Genomic DNA, 18,981 nt, shown 5'->3' on the forward strand with positions numbered 1-18,981 from the left:
GGAGGCCTGCCGCGGCCCTGCCGCGGCCCGTCGCGGGCCTGCCGCGGGCCCGTCGCGGCCCTCCCGCGGCCCGTCGCGAGGCCGCTCTATGCCCCCAGCGAACAGGGGCTGATTAAGCGGTGTCCCGTGGTTACTCTCTGTGTAAACCGGTGCCACCCCCTGCGGGCACCGACTGCGTATCGGTGGCGACAACTCCACCCCGTCACCTAGGGAGCAAAGAAGATGTTCGAGAGATTCACCGACCGTGCCCGTCGCGTCGTCGTCCTCGCCCAAGAAGAGGCGAAGATGCTCAACCACAACTACATCGGTACCGAGCACATCCTGCTCGGTCTCATCCACGAGGGCGAAGGCGTCGCCGCCAAGGCCCTCGAGTCTCTGGGCATCTCGCTCGACGCCGTGCGCGAGCAGGTCCAGGACATCATCGGTCAGGGCCAGCAGCAGCCGACCGGTCACATCCCCTTCACGCCCCGGGCGAAGAAGGTCCTCGAGCTGAGCCTGCGCGAAGCACTGCAGCTCGGCCACAACTACATCGGCACCGAGCACATCCTGCTCGGCCTCATCCGCGAGGGTGAGGGCGTCGCCGCCCAGGTGCTCGTCAAGCTCGGCGCCGACCTCAACCGGGTCCGCCAGCAGGTCATCCAGCTCCTCTCCGGCTACCAGGGCAAGGAGGCGGTGGCCGTGGGCGGCGAAGCGACCCAGGGCGCGCAGGGCGGCAGTCAGGTGCTCGACCAGTTCGGTCGCAACCTGACGCAGGCGGCGCGCGACAACAAGCTCGACCCGGTCATCGGTCGCGAGAAGGAGATGGAGCGGGTCATGCAGATCCTCTCCCGCCGCTCGAAGAACAACCCCGTGCTGATCGGCGAGCCCGGTGTCGGCAAGACGGCCGTCGTCGAGGGCCTGGCCCAGGCGATCGTCAAGGGCGAGGTCCCCGAAACGCTGAAAGACAAGCAGCTCTACTCGCTCGACCTCGGCTCGCTCATCGCCGGCAGCCGCTACCGCGGTGACTTCGAGGAGCGCCTGAAGAAGGTCACCAAGGAGATCCGCACCCGCGGCGACATCATCGTCTTCATCGACGAGATCCACACCCTGGTGGGTGCGGGTGCCGCCGAGGGCGCCATCGACGCCGCGTCGATCCTCAAGCCGCTGCTCGCCCGCGGCGAGCTGCAGACGATCGGTGCGACCACGCTCGACGAGTACCGCAAGCACTTCGAGAAGGACGCCGCTCTCGAGCGCCGCTTCCAGTCGGTCCAGGTGCACGAGCCCTCGCTGCCCCACACGATCAACATCCTCAAGGGCCTCCGCGACAAGTACGAGGCGTTCCACAAGGTCTCGATCACCGACGGCGCCATCGTGTCGGCGGCGAACCTCGCCGACCGCTACGTCAGCGACCGGTTCCTGCCCGACAAGGCCATCGACCTGATCGACGAGGCCGGCGCGCGTCTGCGTCTGTCGATCCTGTCGGCGCCGCCCGAGCTGCGCGAGTTCGACGAGCGCATCGCCGGCGTCCGCGGTCAGAAGGAGGGCGCGATCGAAGACCAGGACTTCGAGAAGGCCGCCTCGCTGCGCGATGAGGAGAAGAAGCTGCTCGGCGAGCGTCTCCGACTCGAGAAGCAGTGGCGTTCGGGCGAAGCCGGAGCCGGCGGAACCGTCGATGAGGGCATCATCGCCGAGGTGCTGGCCCAGGCGACCGGCATCCCCGTCTTCAAGCTCACCGAAGAAGAGACGTCGCGTCTCGTCTTCATGGAGAAGGCGCTGCACCAGCGCGTCATCGGGCAAGAAGAGGCCATCGCGGCGCTCTCGAAGACCATCCGCCGCACGCGGGCCGGTCTGAAAGACCCGAACCGCCCCTCCGGCTCGTTCATCTTCGCCGGTCCGACCGGTGTCGGTAAGACCGAGCTGGCCAAGGCGCTCGCCGAGTTCCTGTTCGACGACGAGGGCGCGCTCATCTCGCTCGACATGTCCGAGTACGGCGAGAAGCACACCGTCTCGCGTCTGTTCGGCGCCCCTCCCGGGTTCGTCGGGTTCGAAGAGGGCGGGCAGCTGACCGAGAAGGTCCGCCGCAAGCCGTTCTCCGTGGTGCTGTTCGACGAGATCGAGAAGGCCCACCCCGACATCTTCAACTCGCTGCTGCAGGTGCTCGAAGAAGGTCGTCTGACCGACGGTCAGGGTCGCGTCGTCGACTTCAAGAACACGGTCATCATCATGACGACCAACCTCGGGTCGAAGGGAATCGCGGGTGGCCCCGTCGGCTTCCAGAGCGACAGCGACACGGCGACCGGTTACGACCGGATGCGCGCCAAGGTCAACGAAGAGCTCAAGAAGCACTTCAAGCCCGAGTTCCTCAACCGCGTGGACGACACCATCGTGTTCCCGCAGCTGAGCAAGCCCGAGCTGCTGCAGATCGTCGACCTGTTCGTGAAGCGCCTGTCCGAGCGACTGCTCGACCGCGACATGACGACCGTCCTGACGCTGCCCGCGAAGGAGCAGCTCATCAAGATCGGCTTCGACCCGTCCCTGGGTGCTCGTCCGCTGCGTCGTGCGATCCAGCACGAGGTGGAGGACCGTCTCTCCGAGCGCATCCTCACGGGCGACCTGACCGCGGGCGACCACGTCGCGATCGACTTCGTCGACGGCGAGTTCACCTTCGAGACGTCGCGCCAGCCCGGTCGCGACGAGGTCCTGGTGGGCGACGCCCCCGAGATCGAGAGCTGATCGAGGGTCCATCCGATTCACCGCGAGGGCGGTCCGGCTCCGGCCGGGCCGCCCTTCGGCGTACCCGGAGCCGAGGAGGCGCGGGTCGGCCTGAGTAGGCTGGCCCGATGACCACAGCGGACCAGTTCGGCATCACCGTCCGCGACGCCGTCGTCAGCGACGTGCCGCACATCCAGCGACTCTGCGAGCCCTTCGTGCAGAAGCGCATCCTGCTCGGCAAGGATCTCGTGACGCTCTACGGCGACGTGCAGGAGTTCCAGATCGCCGTCGGCCCCGACGGCACCCCCATCGGCTGCGGAGCGCTGCACGTCATGTGGGACGATCTGGCCGAGGTGCGGACGCTCGCTCTCGATGCGGCATGGATCCGTCGGGGAGTCGGCCACCGCCTCCTCGAGGCCCTCGAAGGCGCCGCGCGCCGACTCGAGATCGGGCGCCTGTTCTGCCTGACGTTCGAGGTCGACTTCTTCGAGAAGCACGGGTACCTCAACGTGGGCGACGAGGGGCTCGTGCCGCCCGACGTGTACGGCGAGCTCGTGCGGTCGACCGACGAGGGCGTGGCGGAGTTCCTCGACCTGGCGCGGGTCAAGCCGAACACGCTCGGCAACTCGCGCATGCTGAAGGCGCTGCCCGCGCTCGACTGACTCGGTGACTCGGCGGTCGGGGCCGCTGCACGGGCCCGCTGCACAGGCCGACCGCGCGGGCCGACCGCGCGGGCCGGCTGCCTCGGGGCCGGCACCGCGCCTCCTCGGCTGCTGCTGGGGCGATTCTCAGCCCACACGCCGCCGGGGTGCCGGGTTCGCGGGCTGACCTGCGGTTAGCTTGTGCGCATGTCGACGTTCAAGAATCCGACCGGGCCGCAGCCGCCCTCGGTGTACTGGCGTCGACGTGCCGTGGTGGCCCTCGGGCTGATCGCGGTGATCGTCATCATCGTGCTGATCGTCGTGCGACCCGGGTCGGGTGCGAGCGAGCCGGGTGCGGCGGCGACGTCGAGCGCCCCTGCCGCCGACGGCTCGGCAGACGACGCCGCTACGGCACCTGCCGAGACGGCTCCGGCCGCCGACGCGACGCCGGAGCCCAGTGCCGACGCTTCGGCTGCGACCGACGGCACGGCGTGCGAGCCCACGGACATCGCTCTGGCGGCGATCCTCGACAAGGAGTCGTATGCGGCCACCGAGCTGCCGCAGATGGCGATGTCGATCACGAACACGGGCGATGCCGACTGCGTCATCAACCTCGGGTCGAATCAGCAGCGTCTGGTCGTCTCGAGTGGTGAGGAGCAGTACTGGTCGTCGAAGGACTGCCAGGTGAACGGCACCGATCAGGATGTGACGCTGACGGCCGGGCAGACGCTCGAGACCCCGGCGATCGCGTGGGACCGCACGCGGTCGTCGCCCGACACCTGCGACAGCGAGTCGCGCAGCGCCGTTCCGGCCGATGGCGCGACCTATCGACTCTCCGTCTTCGTCGGCGACATCACGTCGGCCGACCCCGCCCCGATGATCTTGAACTGAGCGATGACCGAAGCTGCTGACCCCCGTTCCGAGGCGCTCGAGCTGGCCCTGGCCAGCCAGGACGTCGCCGCCGTCGCCTTCGCCCTGCGCCATGACGTGGTCGTGGTGCCGAAGCTCGTGGCCGATGCGTCGGCGGGTGCTGCCGGGGGTGCCGGTGGTGACGGCGCCGACGGTGCTGAGGGCGCCGACGGTGCCGACGGTGCTGACGGTGCTGACGCCGATGGTGTGGCGTTCGGTGCGGCCGAGCAGGTGCGCGTCTTCGGGCGTGAGAACACCGACAAGCGGATCCTGCTGCTGTTCTCGTCGGCCGACGCGTACGCGGCGATGGTGCCGAACGACACGAACCGTCAGGTGATGCTGTACGACGCGTCCGCTCTGCGGGCCTTCCTCGAGGTTCACCTCGATGTCCTAGAGCAGGTGTTCTTCGACATCGCCGGGCCGCACACGATGGCGGCCACGCCGGAGGACCTGCTCAAGGCTCTGCACTAATCGACCCGATGCCTCGGTGCCTCGGTGCCTCGATGCCGCTGGCCGACGTCGCTGTCCGACATACCTGGTCGATGCCGCTGGCCGACGTCGCTGGTCGATGCCGCTGCCCGACGTCGCTGCCCGACGTCCCCGGTCGGCGCCGCTGCACACCGGGCGGAGCGCAGGAGGCGCGGGTCGTCGCCCGAGGCGGCGAGCGGCCAGGCGGGGTCATGCCGTCAGAATGCGGCGTCGAGCTCGCGTTCGCGCGGGCTGCTGCCGATGCTGAAGGCGCGGCGGAGGGCCTCGCGGAGGTGGGTGGCGTCGGAGTCGACGAGGTGCGTGAACCCGAGGCGGCGGGCTTCGGAGCTGCGTTGGGTGGCGGATGACGCGGGTCGGATCTCGCCGGCGAGGCTGATCTCGCCGATGGCGGCCATGGTGTGCGGGAACGACACGTCGCGGCTGGCGCTGGCGAGGGCCAGGGCGATGGCGAGGTCGGCGCCGGGTTCGGTGAGCTTGATGCCGCCGACGGTGGAGACGTAGACGTCGGCGTCGCCGAGGCGGATGCCGGCGCGGCGTTCGAGAACGGCGAGCAGCATGGCGACGCGTGACGAGTCGACGCCGTTGACGACGCGGCGGGGTTGCGGTGCCGAGCTGGCGACGATGAGCGCCTGGACCTCGACGGGCAGGGCGCGGCGGCCCTCCATGGCGACGGTGATGCAGGTGCCGCTGACGGGGGCGCCGGTGCGCGACATGAAGAGCCCGCTGGGGTCGGCGACCTCGGCGATGCCGTCGCCGGTCATCTCGAAGCACCCGACCTCGTCGGTGGGGCCGAACCGGTTCTTGTGGGCGCGGATGAACCGGAGTGATGTCTGGCGGTCGCCTTCGAACTGGCAGACGACGTCGACGAGGTGCTCGAGGAGGCGCGGGCCGGCGATCGTGCCGTCTTTCGTCACGTGCCCCACCAGCAGCACGGGCAGGTTGCGGTCTTTGCTGACGCGGATGAGGGTCGAGGCGACTTCGCGCACCTGCGAGGTGCCGCCGGCGATGCCGTCGAGGGTGGACGACGAGACGGTCTGCACGGAGTCGACGATGACGAGCTGCGGGTCGACCTGCTCGATCTGGCCGAGGATGACGGCGAGGTCGACTTCGGCGGCGAGGTAGAGGTTGGGGTGGAGGGCGTTGGTGCGTTCGGCGCGGAGGCGGACCTGCGAGGCGCTCTCTTCGGCGGTGACGTAGAGCACGCGGGCGCCGGTGGCGGCGGCGCGGGAGGCGACCTCGAGCAGGAGCGTCGACTTGCCGACGCCGGGTTCGCCGCTGAGGAGGATGGCGGCGCCGGGGACGATGCCGCCGCCGAGCACGCGGTCGAACTCGTCGATGCCGCTGGGCCAGGAGGCGACGCTGGTGGCCTCGATCTCGGTGATGGGGCGGGCGGCACGGTCGGCGCCGATCTTGATGGCGGCGGTGCCGCGGGCGCTGGCGAGGGTGGTGGTGACGTCGACGACGGTGCCCCAGCGCTGGCATTCGCCGCAGCGGCCGACCCACTTGAGCGATGTCCACCCGCATTCGGTGCAGCGGAAGGGTGGGGATGCGGGGCGTGCCATGCGGACAGCCTAGGTGTGGCCACCGACACTCGCGGCGCCTCCTCGGTGGGGCTGTGGAGAGCCGACCACGAACCCCCGCGTGAGCATCGAACCCCGTCGTGCGGGGGTGTCTTGCTCACGCGGGGGTTCCAGGCCGGGTGAGTCCCCAGACCGGGCCGGGCCGAGCTGCGCGGGGCCGCGGCGGGCCGGGCCGCGCCGGGCTGCGTCGTGCCGGGCCGCGCTGGGTCAGGCCGGGCCGGTTAGCGCAGGCCCGCTCAGGAGCGGTCGGCGGCGATCTGCGCGAGGCGGTCGGCGATGGCGGGTTCGAAGGCGGAGGCCCAGACGCGGTAGCCGAGGTCGTTGGGGTGGAAGAGGTCGCCGGCCGAGTTGCGGAAGGTGCGGAGGAGCCCTTGTCGGCGCGTGGTCTCGTAGAGGGGTGCGACGGTGAGGCCGAGTTCGCCGGCGACCCGGTGGACGATCGCGTTGGCTTCGGCGACCTTCTTCTCGCGGTCGGGCAGCCACATGGTCGGCAGGTCGGCGACGATGGCGTGGCTCGGCAGGGCGCTGTAGATGGCGCGGATGTTCTTCTCGAACGACTCGGCCTTGAAGTCGATGATGTCGTTGGCGCCGATGGCGACGGTGACGATGTCGGGGTCGTATTCGGCGAGCTTCGGCAGCTGGTCTTTTCGGCAGAGCCAGGTGGTCGAGCCGCTGACGCTGAGGTTGACCATGCGCAGGGAGGAGTGGGTGGCCCGGCGAATGCCTGCCGACAGGCGGCCGACGTAGCTGCGGGCGGGGCTCGAGGCGCCGATACCCTGGGCGGCCGAGTCGCCGAGGGCGACGTAGAGCAGGGCGCCCTTCTTGTCGTAGCGCGAGCGCCACCAGGCAGAGTGGACCGGCAGTTTCTCGTTCAGGTCGTGGGCGGCGGCGCGCTGCTGACCGGCGAAGTGGCGGTACAGGGCGAAGGCCCCGCCGGCGGCGGCGAGGGTGGTGCCGACGCCCGACAGGAAGGCGAGGGAGGTGCGCTGCGTCATGCTCGAAACCTACGCCCGACCACTGACATCACGGCTGCGATGCCTGTGGAGCCACGCGGGAGCCGAGGAGGCGCGGGTCACCGTTTCGACACAGCCCCCGTCGTGTATTACACTCGCTCTCGGTACCGTGTCCGAGCGGCCGAAGGATCATGTCTCGAAAACATGTGTGGGGGTTGACTCCACCGTGGGTTCAAATCCCACCGGTACCGCCACAGGCTGATCCAGCCTTTTAGGCGGTTCGCTTCCAGTCTTTTGGAAGCGAGCCGCCTTTACTTATGCGGTTTTGCGCTCACTTTTCGTTCGCCCCTGTCGTCGATTTTGGTTCGAACGCAACTGAGTTCTACGCGACAAAGTCGCAATGGCACGAGGGCCGCGACCCTATGCTCGACGGTTCGGATTCGACGGAGCTGTTCGGCCTATTCGCTCAGCGCGAGCGCTGCTGATGAGGGCTCTTGCCGTTCCAGTCCCTCTGCGAAGGGCTATCTCGGTGTGTTCTCGTGCGCCATGCTTGCGTGACTATGCAGGGGAGGGTGCTGGTGCATGACGAGGCATTGAACGCGGCTGGCGAAGTGATCAACATCACTCAAGTACGGCGAGGGGGACTGCCGACGAAGGGGTGGAGATGCGCCGGGGAATCACCACATGGGGACCAATGTCTGCGACCGGTTACGGCTTGTGCCGTCGACAGCAAGTTCAAGGCCCCGTACTTCGCCGGGTCTCACATCGACGGCTGCAGCCGTCGATCGAAGAGATCTGACGACAAGCCAGGTGACCGTGGATACGTCACGACGGCTGGGCCTCGAGTCTCGCAGTGGCGAGTGAGTGTCGACGACTCACCGAGCATTGGCCTCTCGGGGCGGCGCCGGCCAGACGATGCCGTACCCGGCAGTAGGACACAGCGGTCATCATTCGATCGTGCGGCGCCACCCAGCGAGGTCGAGGAACCGCATGCACTGTCGGCTTTCCTCGACGCCGCCCTCCATGGGCACACGCCAGAGCGTGCGGCCTTGCCGGCAGGCCCCTTGCGAAAAGGGGTCGATCTCATCGTTGCGGCAGCTGACGCGTCGGCAGCGCGGTTTGATGATGGTGAACTCATCGTCTGGGGTCGAGTTGTCGCGTTTCGGGAGACGCCCTACGGCGGAACCATGCTCGTCCTGGATGGCGCAGCGGACGGGCTTGGAGTCTTGATCAAGGGCGACCTGAGGGGCTATTACCCGCTTGCGGACGACGCTGAGTTCATCGGACGCTACGTCATGACGTACGGACGCCGACTAGGCAGTGACGCACGGCCTTACGTGGCTGTGCCAAAGCCGCGAGCTGCCGCCTTCAGCCCGACCGTCCACGTCCGTGCCCTGCCGCGCCATCGGGATGGTTCGAAGTAAGGCCTGAGGCCAGGTATTCGGTTGGACGTGTCTTCTCCAACACGCCCGTTTTGACTCATCGCACGTCATCCTCGGGAACGCGACCGGTCACGCCTTGCCGACAGGCACCCTGATGTCGGAGCGACGAGTCACCGCAGCTGTCCACACCGACGTCGAAGCTCAGTTTTGAGATGAAATAGGCTGGTTGCGTGGTGACTAACAAGAGCGTGCCCAGGGTCGCTCCACGTGACTTGCCCAAGGGGCAAATCCGCTCTGATTGGCCATTTTTCGGCGAACCGGTGGACCACGCACGTGTCCCGTACGAGTGGGCCGTGACCAATTTTGCCGCGTGCTACTTCGTCGAGCGAAGAAACGAAGACATCTTTCTCCAAATAAAACGGCGAAAAACACAATCTCATGCCCCATTTTACGAGCGCATGCGCGATCAGTTCGGCATGAGCCGTCCATCAGTGGAGCGCACCATCGATGGAACTCGCTGGATGAAAAGTGCTGATGTGGGTCGGTTCTTAAGGCATCCAGACACGTCGTCCGGAATGCGCGATGTCATCGATGGCTACCGGGTGCTACACAAATCTCAGACTCAGCCGGTTGCGGAAATGAGTACTTGTGTCGCGGCCATTCGTTTAGCGATGCTTGATTCGTGGAAGCAAAATATGACGCTCGCTGAGCGAAAGAGCGTGCTCGCCGGTTTGGAAATCGCGGTGGGCGAATTGCTCAACGTGGGGGCCGAACTGGAGATGTCACTTGCCGACATGCATGCACCATCGACCGCTGACGTGAAGTGGATTCAGTTCCAGCAACACTTCGCAAAAGCGTTCGGCGACTCTGCCGCAACGCCCACCGTGAGTCTCACGCACTTGAGCCTCTCGGACCACATTCGGTCCCTCATCGGAACTCAGCCCACGACGATCGCGGAGGTCTACTTCCAGCTCGCCTCGATCCGTCCCGGCGCCGATCGCGGGAAGGTCGCCTCGACTCTGAGTCAGTTGACCCGCAAGGGAGAACTCGAACGAGTCGCCTACGCCACCTACCGAAAGCCCTCGAACACCTAACCAGAAGGACCCAACTGCCCCATGTCAAGTCGCCTACACGGCGGCGCAAAAAAGGCCCCTACCGATACGTGCGCCAACACGTCTAGCAGAAGCCAAAATGCATCCAAGTGCCCCGGATGTGTCAAGGATAACCCAGCTGCTGCCGGTAGACAAGCCTCTCTTCGCCGAACCCACAAGCCCATCTCATCGGTTCACCTCGTGCAGCCAGTCGCACGTCGACGACAGGTCCGAAGCGCACCGCCCAAGAGCCGCGCTTCCGTTTCACCGCCATCAACGACGCGCCTGAGTTTCCCTCCGTCCGATGGTTCCGCGGGGGTGCCGGCATGAGCCACAACCGCCTAATCCTCCGCGGAACGTGGATCTACGAGTCGGAGCAGGTCATCGAGCTGTACCGGCCCGTTTTTCACGAAGCGGGCTGGTACCACCTCCACCGCCCGCAGATCGAGAGATGCGCCCGCGCCGTCAACCCTCAGACGCCTCATGCGGCCATGAACGCCATGCTCGCCGTCTCCTACTTCTTCCGGTGGGCCGTGGACAACAAGTTGTCCCTCGAGCTGGAAGACCTCTTCACCCCTGACGTTGTCGAGTGGTACGTCTCAGATCATCTGGCGCGCCTCAGTGACATGCGAGCTGCCCAGCACCGCTCCATGCTGCGTCGAATCGGGCCGCAGGTGACGCGGCACGCACTCTGGACACCTCGACCCGAAGCCTTCGCTCGTCGTGCTATCAAAGCGCCCTACCGGGCGACCGAAGTGGCGGGCTACCTCCGCATCATGGAGGAGCAGCCGACCGAGCGAGCCAAACGCGTCTTGGCCGTGATCCTGTACCTCTCTCTCGGTGCCGGCCTTCGCGGTCCAGAAGCTGCCCGAGTGCACGCGCACCACCTCACTGCCCATCGCGACTACGTGACAGTCAAGGTCGAGGGCACGAGCCCCAGGGTGGTGGCCGTACGTCGCGAGTTCGCAAGACCGCTCATGCAGATCGCCCGCGATAACCCCGAGGGTCCCCTGGTGGGCAAGGTGCGCGAAAACGAGAAAGACGTCACTTCCAAGCTGAAGAAGATCCTCGACGTTCCGGTCCATTTGCCACGGCTCCACCCCTCACGACTCCGAACGACCTGGATGGCCACCGTGCTGAACGAGGACGTGCGCCTCGGCGTCTTCCTCGAAGCCGCAGGCATCAACGTGCAATCGCTTCGTGATCTTGCTCCGTACCTCACTGCCCGCGAGGCGCCGGAGCAGCAGTATCCGCGCCTCGCCGGAGGTGCACTGTGACCGGGGCCGATTTCCGTCCCGCCAGGCCGGTCAAGAAAGACCAGCCGCTCATGACCAGGCACACGAACCGAAAAGCACTCAGCATGGCGAAGATCATCGTTGACCGAGCAGACATCAGTGATGGTGCTCTCGCTTTCGATGAATGCAGACGAGGTCAGAAGCGGCTCGTGTCTCTGCGCACGTTCCTGATCATCGCTCTTGCGTTCAAAATCCAGAAGCCGAAACAATCGTCGAGCCTCTCTAACATCGCCCGGTTCGCGTTCGAACTCACCCACACCGAGCGACAGTTGGTGGGCCTCGCCGATTTTGCTGGAACAAACGACCACTTCGAAGCCAACCTCGCTGCCCTCGCGCGACTCCTCGAACCCGAGGACAGTCACCGCCGAGTCGACACACAGACGGGCGAGATCCGCCCACGACCGATAGGTCTGCTGACACTCGACCAGTTCTGCAACCGCATCGTCGAGGCGAGCATCCCACCCGTCTTCCAGCCCGCCCAAGTCCAAGCCCTCGACTCCACCGACGTCCCCACATCCGCCAGACGGATGTACGCACCGAGAAAGCCGGACCCGGTGGTCGATGATCAGTACTCACCACCACAACCCGAGAAAGAGGACGTCGAGGTGAGAGCCAAGGCAGGGTGGCCCCGGAAGGGCCACGACGGCCGGCTGCAGTGCTCTGTCGACCCCGACGCACGAGTCGGATGGCGAACACAGACCGAAGACCACGACACGAACGCCTTTAACGGCTACGACCTCCACCTGCTCGTCGACGCAGGATTCGTGGGCTACGAAACGATCGTCTACTTCATCCGTGGGATGCTCCTCCGACCAGCCGGCAGCTACAAGGCAGCCGCTGGCCTCGCACTCATCGATTCGCTTCACCACGGATTCGAGGCCGAGTGGCTAGCCTCTGACCGCGGCTACAGCTACTGCAAAGCCGACAATTGGACGTTCCAACTCGACCAGCGGGGGATCAAGTACGTCCACGACCTTCACACGAACCAGCGACGTCAGCGGAACCCCATCAGAGACAAGAGGGCGATCTGGATCGATGGCACCCTGTTCAGCACCGCGCTGCCCCGAGAGATGCGACAACTGAAGAACTTCACCATCGGCATGACAGACGACGAAAAACGCGAACTCCGCGAGAAGTACGAGAGACGCCTGTCGTACGCATTCATGAACAACGGGGCTGTGAAACCTGACGGCAGCGTGCAGCAGAAAGGGCCAGCCATCTCGGGACGACTCAGATGCCCAAACAACCCTGCCTCCGGACGCTATGCGCGGACGAAACCCGAGACCAAGTGCAAGCCGCATGACTGCGACTGCGGCGGAACGACCATGGTCTACCCGCAGGAAAGTTCCCGGGAGCGTCAGCCGTTGCCCTTCGGAACCACACGATGGGCCGAGATCTATGGGATGAGGACGGCTGTGGAAAGCGCGAACTCCAACCTGAAGATGTGGCGGGGTGTCCTCAATCGTCACGGCAGCTCAGTCTTCGGAACTACGCCGAACGCGATTCTGCTTGCGCTTCAGTGCGCAGCGATCAACGTCAGCCTCCTCCACGACGCCTACGACAACAAGGTGACGATCAAGACCGCCAAGTCCGAGCATGTGCCCCCGAAGCGGCGTCGGCGTGGGGCGCCCAGGGCTCTCCATCAGCGACGTGCGCGCAGCAGGAAGCGCCTCACTGGGCCTCAACCTGTTACTCAGGGGCGACGTCGCCCTGCCCCCACCCCGCCGCCTCCGGTGGAACGGAAAGGAGCCGCAGCATCGTGAACGACATAACTCTCCCCGGCGAGACCAGAGTCGCGATAGCCGGCGACTGGCACAGCAGTGGCGTCTGGGCCAAGACAGCTCTCACCCGACTCCGCCGCCATGCCCCGGACGTCCGGACGATTCTCCACCTGGGCGACTTCAATCTCACGGCCAACCGGCCCTGGGGTGCCTACCGCGAAACCCTCGTCAAAGCCATGGCTCAGAACGGGATCGAGAGAATCCTGGTGACACCCGGGAACCACGACCACTGGGGTCAACTGAAAAAACGTTTCACCCTCTACCCGGACGTGCCCTACGTTCTGCCCAAAGCGGAGGGCGTTTCGTTTCTGCCTCGTGGTTACAGGTTCACTATCGGCCGTCGTACCTTCCTCTCGTTCGGAGGTGCCGCTTCCCCGGACCAGGAGAATCGGATCGAAGGCACGAATTGGTGGCCCGCGGAAGAGCCCACTCAGGACGATGCTGTTCGGGCCCTTGGCGGCGGCGAGGTCGACGTCATGCTTACCCACGAGGCCGTCGACAACGGAACACATGCTGTGGATGAGATCATCGCGTTGCCCGACCACCGCCTCTTCAGTGCGGGGGGACTCATGGCCTCCAGCCGCTCGCGCGCGCTCGTCACGAGCGTGTGGGATGAGCTGTCGCCCCCTCTGCTTTTCCATGGACACATGCATGTCCGGGCAGAAGGGCACCGCCAAGACGGACGAACCGTCTACTCACTCGCGGCTAACAATGCAGCGGGGAACATAGGGGTCCTGGACCTGCCTGCCATGGCGTGGAAGTGGCTCGACTAGCGCCTGCATGTGTATGGCCTGACCTACCCGGAACAAGCGTTCGAGCCGGTGCCAGGGAGAGACCCAGGTCTAGCCTGGCCCCTCAACGTCGACTCGTTCTCTAGCTCGCACCATAGGGCCACCGCCGCCATGACCGACGCAAATGCGGCGGTTGCAGTCGTAGCCCCGAGGAAATGCGGGCGTGGCCGCGTCACGAGAAAGCACCTCGTGAGTTCTCGCTGCCGCAGACGACGCCTGCCGAACAGAACGTCGAAGCAGGTGAATCCGTGAAGTGGGGCGAGCTGCCGAGTCGTAGGTGATCGCATGAGACCAAGCAACGATAACGACGAACAAACCTACGGGCGCCAAGTGGACCACCTGTCCGGATTGGTAACGACTCCGACAACCGCTGCGTGTGGCAAGGACTTTGACAGCTGCGGGAGCCGTAACCAGGACGACCGAAGTTGCCGTCGGGGCGGGTTCATCCGCACGGTCCGCCTCAGCTGGCTAGCCACGCGGGATAACTAGCAGCACGAGCAACGTAGCGATGAGGGAGGGAAGAATCCACGAGGTATTTTCCAAGACCCCCAACCCGAGATCGCCCACTGCCTGGACGGTGACGCTGGTGTTGGCGAACCAATGGACGAGAGCAACCATGACGACTAAGTGCGCAAGCATGGTCAAGGTCAGGGCACTGAGCACCCCCTGCCGAGACAAGATGGGGACTGGGAACCATGGACTAAGGACGGCTGCGTCGATGCAGGTCGTCTGACAGCGACGAGTCACGCAGCGCGGAACTGACTGTCATGACACCACCCCCAACACCACTCCGGACGATCTGACCCACAGACGGCCGGGTCTATAAATCTATATTTGCGGCGACCGTGGCTGCTTCTAGCACCAGGCCGCCAACATGCTGCTGACGCACACGACCGCTCACACAGTGCCGGTCTCGCCGGTTTGGGGCGTCCTCTCGGCCCCGCCCACACGGGCGCCGCGGGTGACTCGTCAGGCACCTAACGAGGTCGAGATAGGATTTGAGCAAACTTTGCGTTATTGGGGGAAAAAATTGCCGAACCGCGTCATCGTTGACTGGGACAATTTGCTGGATCTTGTTCTCGATCCGCACAACCCCCGGCACGAACCGTCCGTTGGTCGTTCGCGCATCATCGAATCGCTTGTCAGTGACCACGCTGTCGTTCCCCTAGCGCGAGACATCGTCGACAACGGCCTCAGTCCGCTTGAGACCTTCGGAGGCATCCGAGAACGAGGCGACATCGTCATCCTCGAAGGCAACCGTCGACTCTGCGCGCTTCTCCTGCTGCACGACCCCGATCTGGCGCCTGCACGGGTGCGACCAGCGTTCCAGAAGCTCGCCGGCACGTTTGACCCTGGCAGCACAGAGATCGAGGTGACCTTGTTCCCCACCCGGAACGAGGCCACAAAGTGGATCGAGCGCAAGCATCAAGGGGCGCTGAATGGTGTCGGCATTCGAGAGTGGGGGTCGCTGGAGAAGGCACGACACTTCGGGGAAAAATCGCAGAACGCTCTTGCCTTAAGCATCCTCGATTGGGCCCTTGCCGAGGACATGATCTCCGCCGAGCAGCGAGAGAAGAAAGTACTGACGACAGTCACTCGCTATCTGTCGAACCCCACAGTGCGTGAAGACGGACTCCAGATCACGACTGGGCGAAGCGCCGCGGACTTTGCCTTCGACGGGCCAAAGAGGGTGTTCAAGCGCCGCTTGCAGCGCTTCCTCGACGATCTCTACGCCGAAGTCGTCACCAGCAGAACGAGCGCGAAGGAACGAAAGACCTACGCAAAAACGGTCCTCGTCCCGCTCGGGGAAGTAGAGCCAAACCCAGAAAACGATGCGCCCACATCGACCCCGGCCGATGCGGAGGGGGACGCCCCGACCGAGCCTGACACCTCAGCGGGCGGAGGCAGCCCAGCGGATGACGCAGTCGACTCAGAGGAGCGCCTCACTGGCAGCGACAGCGACAGCGACAGCGACGACGCGAGCGGAGGGGAGGACGAGGATGACGGTGGAGACGATGACGCTAACGACGGAGTCGCCGGCGAGGACGAGGGTGAGCCGGCGAAAAATTCCCCGTCTAATCCTTCACTCCGACACCAGCTCTATCGAGATCCGGACATTTTCGGAGTGCATGACAAGCAACTCCTCAGGGTCATTAACGAGCTGACCAAAACCGGAAAGGCGCGTCCCCTTTCTACGGCAATGCTGAGCCGCGTGCTGATCGAGGGGATCATGACGCGATGGGCCGAAAACGTGATCGGTGAGCCGGTCCGGCACGGGGAGAAGCTGCACACTCTCATGACGCAGGTTCTCGACGACGTCAAGGGCAGGGCGGGGAAAACTGGCCCGCTGAAGCTATCCAAAACGGAGCGCGCTGCGCTGGAGCGCTTGCGGACCGGCGCGACGAGCACCAGCTACGTGTACGGGGCCGCGTATCTCGGTTTCGTGGCACACGGTTACGGTTTCCCCGTCTGGGACGAGCTTGCGTCACGGTGGGACGAGATCGAACCCATCCTGCTGCTCATTGCCCGAAACTGCGAAGGGTCGGCTGCCGATCTTGGGCTGGCCAAAAAGAGCTAACCGCGTTAATCTCGACGAAAACACCCTCGACCGAGAGCCTCCATGCCCACAACGCCTTCGCCCCTTCGCTATCCAGGCGGCAAGACAGCTCTGACCGCGCTCACGGCCGAGATCCTCCGGAACAATAACCTCCAGCGCGGCACCTATGCGGAGCCCTTCGCGGGCGGCGGCGGGCTGGCGCTTTCGCTTCTCTTCCGAGGAGACGTACGTCGCATCGTCCTCAATGACCTCGATCTCTCCATCTGGTCCATGTGGTCGTCCGTGCTCAATGACACTGATCGTTTCGCCGACGTCGTTGAGAACGCCGTCATTTCGATGCCGGAATGGCACCGGCATCGAGAGACACAGAACGACCCCGCAGCGGCGACGACGTTCGACCTCGGATTCTCCACGTTCTTTCTCAACCGAACCAACCGCTCGGGCGTACTCAAGGGCGGGGTCATCGGCGGTAAAGACCAGAACGGTCCTGACAAGATGGCGTGCAGGTTTAACCGATCTGATCTCGCCAACAAAATTCGGCGAATCGGCAAGTACCGCAGCAGCATTGAACTGCACCGCCTTGACGGGCAGGTTTTTCTTCAGGAGCAGGATGGTCGCCACGAGAAACTGTTCTTTTTCATCGACCCGCCGTATTTCCACAAAGGCGCCGGCTTGTACACGAACTTCTATGAAAGACACGATCACGCCAAACTAGCTGAGACGATCACGGGTTTGCAGTCACCCTGGGTGTTGACTTACGACTGGACTCCGGAAATCCGTTCCCTCTACCCAGGCTTCAGCCAGCACCAGTTCGGCATCAACTACAGCGTCATGCAAAAGCGGGTTGGTCAGGAGTTGATGGTGTCGAGCCCAGGCGTCCACGTCGGCTCAGCGCTTCAGGCGCGGGCCGCCGCCTAGGTTGGGTTCTGCCATTGAGGAAGGCAGCCGTCACGGATGCATGGTTCGCGGGCCACGCTTCGGTGCTCGTCTTTGGCTTGATTTGTCGTCAAGCGCATGGCTGGAGTCGTCGCCTTACATGGAGGGTAGTCAGTGAGCTAGCCGTCAATTCAGTATTGGACAAGGCGCGTTGCAGTTGGCGACAATTACCCGTCAGACGGTTACTGGCATAAGACCGGCTTAATTATGTGAGCAAGGTCAGTGTGCAGCCCTGTTGTTTTGGGACTATATAAGGATTGTAATATGGCGAAACTATGAGTGATGAACTGGTGCTAGAGGGCAATTCACAGGATTTCGTGTTTCAAAATTTGCCCGAAAGGATTGTTCAAGCCATTCCCCTTGACGAGGGAGCGGGTGGCATATCGTCTGTTGTGCCGTTTCTAGATGAGGTCACGTCTTGGATGTCCGAGCTGGTCCAGGCTCATGAATCAGACGCCCTAATGATTTGGGCTATGACGACGGTCAAAGAGGCGTTTGCGCACAACCGCCCTGAAGGCGTTGTGACGGCACGCGAGTGGACGAAGCTACAGGCACCGCTTGCGGAGATTCGCCAGACGGCGTTGCTCTCGCTGGAAGTTGTTGCCGCCTACGGAGCCCCAAACATCATCCCTCGTCCTGTTGCGGACGAAAGTACTCGATGGCAACTTCTAACGGTTGCACGATTGCAATATATCGCCTCGAACCTCCTTGCATACACCCGGGTAGGTGTGGGGCGGCTCAGTCTTGAGCCGACTACCTATGGGGGTGGTGTCATTCTTCGCATGCACGATCTCAGCATCGACACAGACAGGTGGGTTCGTGACCGGGCCGCGCATTTGGACCGGTACGGCGATGTCACCAAGGCGTCACAGCACCTCCTGTGGCTGACAGGGCAGGCACAAACAGCGCCTGGACCCTGGCAGGCCCTCGATTCAGCATTTCGAGCCGACCACGGTTTCAGTCTCCGCGATCTTATAGACGCGCTAGCGACTCTTGGACAAGTACGAGATGGGCTAAAGCCCATTAAGATAGATGACTTGATCAAGGTGCTGGCAACGCAAGGACACCTGACCGAGGAGAACGCGCGCCACGCTATCCGCTACCTGACCTTCTCGCCCGACCGGAACATGATTGAACCCTTTAAGCAGAGAGAACGGCCGGGTAGGTTATTGTTGCGTCCGTTGATTCCGCGGGGTTCCTCAGAACTTTGGGTACCGGAGGGCCTCCAGGCCTCGTCTTTGACGGCGTACATCAAAGCGTTCGACGACCTCATGACCCCGTGGCCAGAACCGCTACCGGCCGCACGGACCCGTTTCGATGACTTGATCAAGGGCGCCGAGGCTGCGCGTAATCTTGATTTTGAGAAGGATGTAGCGCGCCGTCTGGAGATGATAGGTTTCTCCGCCGAGCAAGGGGTCAAGGGGCTCAAGGGAGTGGTAATACATGGCGACGTGGACGTGCTTGCGGGACTGGATCTAGGCGACCGTTTAATTCTTGCGGTCATTGAGGCCAAAGATCCCATTGAGACCACCTCGCCAGGTCAAATTGGAAGCCAAATTCGCAATGCCGCAGAATGGCTTAGCAAGCACCGTCGCCGCGTCTCAGCTTTGTCGACTCCTGAAGCCAAGCTCGCCATCGCTCGTAGGCTCGGGCTACCGTTGAGGTCCGAGATCACCATCGTCGAGCGCATAGTGACGCGAACCCCGTCAATTTCGGCCTATTCACATAGCCTCAGATCCGACATTACCTACGTCGATGATTTTGTAGTAGAGCTGAAGGGCTTGTCATTTCCGTCTGGTCCGGCCTGACGCCCTAGGGTGGCTGCCAGTTTTGCCCGTCGCCTTTATCGGGTGAGACTCGTCGGGCCCGGCCGGGCTTCAGGTCA

General features: G+C 64.1%; 13 protein-coding genes and 1 tRNA gene. 12 read left to right on the forward strand and 2 right to left on the reverse strand.

What is annotated here, in order from left to right; translation table 11 throughout:
• Positions 1-222 precede the first annotated feature (222 nt).
• From IFT51_RS14190 to IFT51_RS14205, 4 genes are all read left to right on the forward strand, one after another.
• Positions 223-2,712 carry an ATP-dependent Clp protease ATP-binding subunit gene (locus IFT51_RS14190; protein ID WP_192061742.1) on the forward strand — a complete coding sequence of 830 codons (2,490 nt, stop codon included), beginning with the start codon at positions 223-225 and terminating at the stop codon, positions 2,710-2,712.
• Between the two features lie 107 nt (positions 2,713-2,819).
• A complete protein-coding gene (locus IFT51_RS14195) occupies positions 2,820-3,353 on the forward strand; it encodes an amino-acid N-acetyltransferase (RefSeq protein WP_192061743.1) in 534 nt (177 codons plus the stop codon).
• Positions 3,354-3,539: 186 nt separating this feature from the next.
• Positions 3,540-4,223, forward strand: coding sequence for a hypothetical protein (locus IFT51_RS14200; RefSeq protein ID WP_192061744.1), 684 nt, complete (start codon positions 3,540-3,542; stop codon positions 4,221-4,223).
• Between the two features lie 3 nt (positions 4,224-4,226).
• On the forward strand, positions 4,227-4,712 hold the full coding sequence (locus IFT51_RS14205; protein WP_192061745.1) for a dehydrogenase: 486 nt from the start codon (positions 4,227-4,229) through the stop codon (positions 4,710-4,712).
• Between the two features lie 215 nt (positions 4,713-4,927).
• Here IFT51_RS14205 and radA read toward each other — a convergent pair whose 3' ends face one another.
• Together radA and IFT51_RS14215 are read right to left on the reverse strand one after the other, a co-directional pair.
• Positions 4,928-6,292: a DNA repair protein RadA gene (radA, locus tag IFT51_RS14210; RefSeq protein ID WP_192061746.1), complete on the reverse strand. Its 1,365-nt coding sequence runs from the start codon at positions 6,290-6,292 to the stop codon at positions 4,928-4,930.
• 254 nt (positions 6,293-6,546) lie between these two features.
• Complete coding sequence (locus IFT51_RS14215) at positions 6,547-7,305, reverse strand: SGNH/GDSL hydrolase family protein (protein WP_192061747.1); 759 nt, start codon at positions 7,303-7,305, stop codon at positions 6,547-6,549.
• A gap of 121 nt (positions 7,306-7,426) precedes the next feature.
• Between IFT51_RS14215 and IFT51_RS14220 the strand changes: the two genes are divergently transcribed.
• The 8 genes from IFT51_RS14220 to IFT51_RS14255 all read left to right on the forward strand — a co-directional run bounded on the left by IFT51_RS14220 (position 7,427) and on the right by IFT51_RS14255 (position 18,904).
• Positions 7,427-7,517, forward strand: a tRNA-Ser gene (locus IFT51_RS14220).
• Positions 7,518-8,998: 1,481 nt separating this feature from the next.
• On the forward strand, positions 8,999-9,739 hold the full coding sequence (locus tag IFT51_RS14225) for a hypothetical protein (RefSeq protein ID WP_192061748.1): 741 nt from the start codon (positions 8,999-9,001) through the stop codon (positions 9,737-9,739).
• A 323-nt stretch (positions 9,740-10,062) separates the two neighbouring features.
• The gene (locus IFT51_RS14230) at positions 10,063-11,013 is read left to right on the forward strand and encodes a hypothetical protein (protein WP_192061749.1); all 951 of its coding nucleotides are present in this window, start codon (positions 10,063-10,065) and stop codon (positions 11,011-11,013) included.
• A gap of 83 nt (positions 11,014-11,096) precedes the next feature.
• Positions 11,097-12,794 carry a hypothetical protein gene (locus IFT51_RS14235; protein WP_192061750.1) on the forward strand — a complete coding sequence of 566 codons (1,698 nt, stop codon included), beginning with the start codon at positions 11,097-11,099 and terminating at the stop codon, positions 12,792-12,794.
• A complete protein-coding gene (locus tag IFT51_RS14240; protein WP_192061751.1) occupies positions 12,791-13,585 on the forward strand; it encodes a metallophosphoesterase in 795 nt (264 codons plus the stop codon). The genes IFT51_RS14235 and IFT51_RS14240 overlap by 4 nt, the downstream gene beginning before the upstream one ends.
• Positions 13,586-14,477: 892 nt before the next feature.
• Complete coding sequence (locus IFT51_RS14245; RefSeq protein WP_192061752.1) at positions 14,478-16,181, forward strand: hypothetical protein; 1,704 nt, start codon at positions 14,478-14,480, stop codon at positions 16,179-16,181.
• A gap of 42 nt (positions 16,182-16,223) precedes the next feature.
• Positions 16,224-17,078: a DNA adenine methylase gene (locus IFT51_RS14250; protein WP_192061753.1), complete on the forward strand. Its 855-nt coding sequence runs from the start codon at positions 16,224-16,226 to the stop codon at positions 17,076-17,078.
• 293 nt (positions 17,079-17,371) lie between these two features.
• Positions 17,372-18,904, forward strand: a complete 1,533-nt coding sequence (locus IFT51_RS14255) for a hypothetical protein (protein ID WP_192061754.1) — start codon at positions 17,372-17,374, stop codon at positions 18,902-18,904.
• Positions 18,905-18,981: the final 77 nt, after the last annotated feature.

The organism is Frigoribacterium sp. CFBP 13712 (assembly GCF_014842255.1).
GTDB lineage: Bacteria > Actinomycetota > Actinomycetes > Actinomycetales > Microbacteriaceae > Frigoribacterium.

Excerpts from the sequence above, each read along its gene's own strand:
- IFT51_RS14190 (WP_192061742.1), top strand. The coding sequence starts at position 223 with ATGTTCGAGAGATTCACCGACCGTGCCCGTCGCGTCGTCGTCCTCGCC.
- IFT51_RS14195 (WP_192061743.1), top strand. The coding sequence starts at position 2,820 with ATGACCACAGCGGACCAGTTCGGCATCACCGTCCGCGACGCCGTCGTC.
- IFT51_RS14200 (WP_192061744.1), top strand. The coding sequence starts at position 3,540 with ATGTCGACGTTCAAGAATCCGACCGGGCCGCAGCCGCCCTCGGTGTAC.
- IFT51_RS14205 (WP_192061745.1), top strand. The coding sequence starts at position 4,227 with ATGACCGAAGCTGCTGACCCCCGTTCCGAGGCGCTCGAGCTGGCCCTG.
- radA (WP_192061746.1), bottom strand. The coding sequence starts at position 6,292 with ATGGCACGCCCCGCATCCCCACCCTTCCGCTGCACCGAATGCGGGTGG.
- IFT51_RS14215 (WP_192061747.1), bottom strand. The coding sequence starts at position 7,305 with ATGACGCAGCGCACCTCCCTCGCCTTCCTGTCGGGCGTCGGCACCACC.
- IFT51_RS14230 (WP_192061749.1), top strand. The coding sequence starts at position 10,063 with ATGAGCCACAACCGCCTAATCCTCCGCGGAACGTGGATCTACGAGTCG.
- IFT51_RS14235 (WP_192061750.1), top strand. The coding sequence starts at position 11,097 with ATGGCGAAGATCATCGTTGACCGAGCAGACATCAGTGATGGTGCTCTC.
- IFT51_RS14245 (WP_192061752.1), top strand. The coding sequence starts at position 14,478 with ATGCTGCTGACGCACACGACCGCTCACACAGTGCCGGTCTCGCCGGTT.
- IFT51_RS14250 (WP_192061753.1), top strand. The coding sequence starts at position 16,224 with ATGCCCACAACGCCTTCGCCCCTTCGCTATCCAGGCGGCAAGACAGCT.
- IFT51_RS14255 (WP_192061754.1), top strand. The coding sequence starts at position 17,372 with ATGAGTGATGAACTGGTGCTAGAGGGCAATTCACAGGATTTCGTGTTT.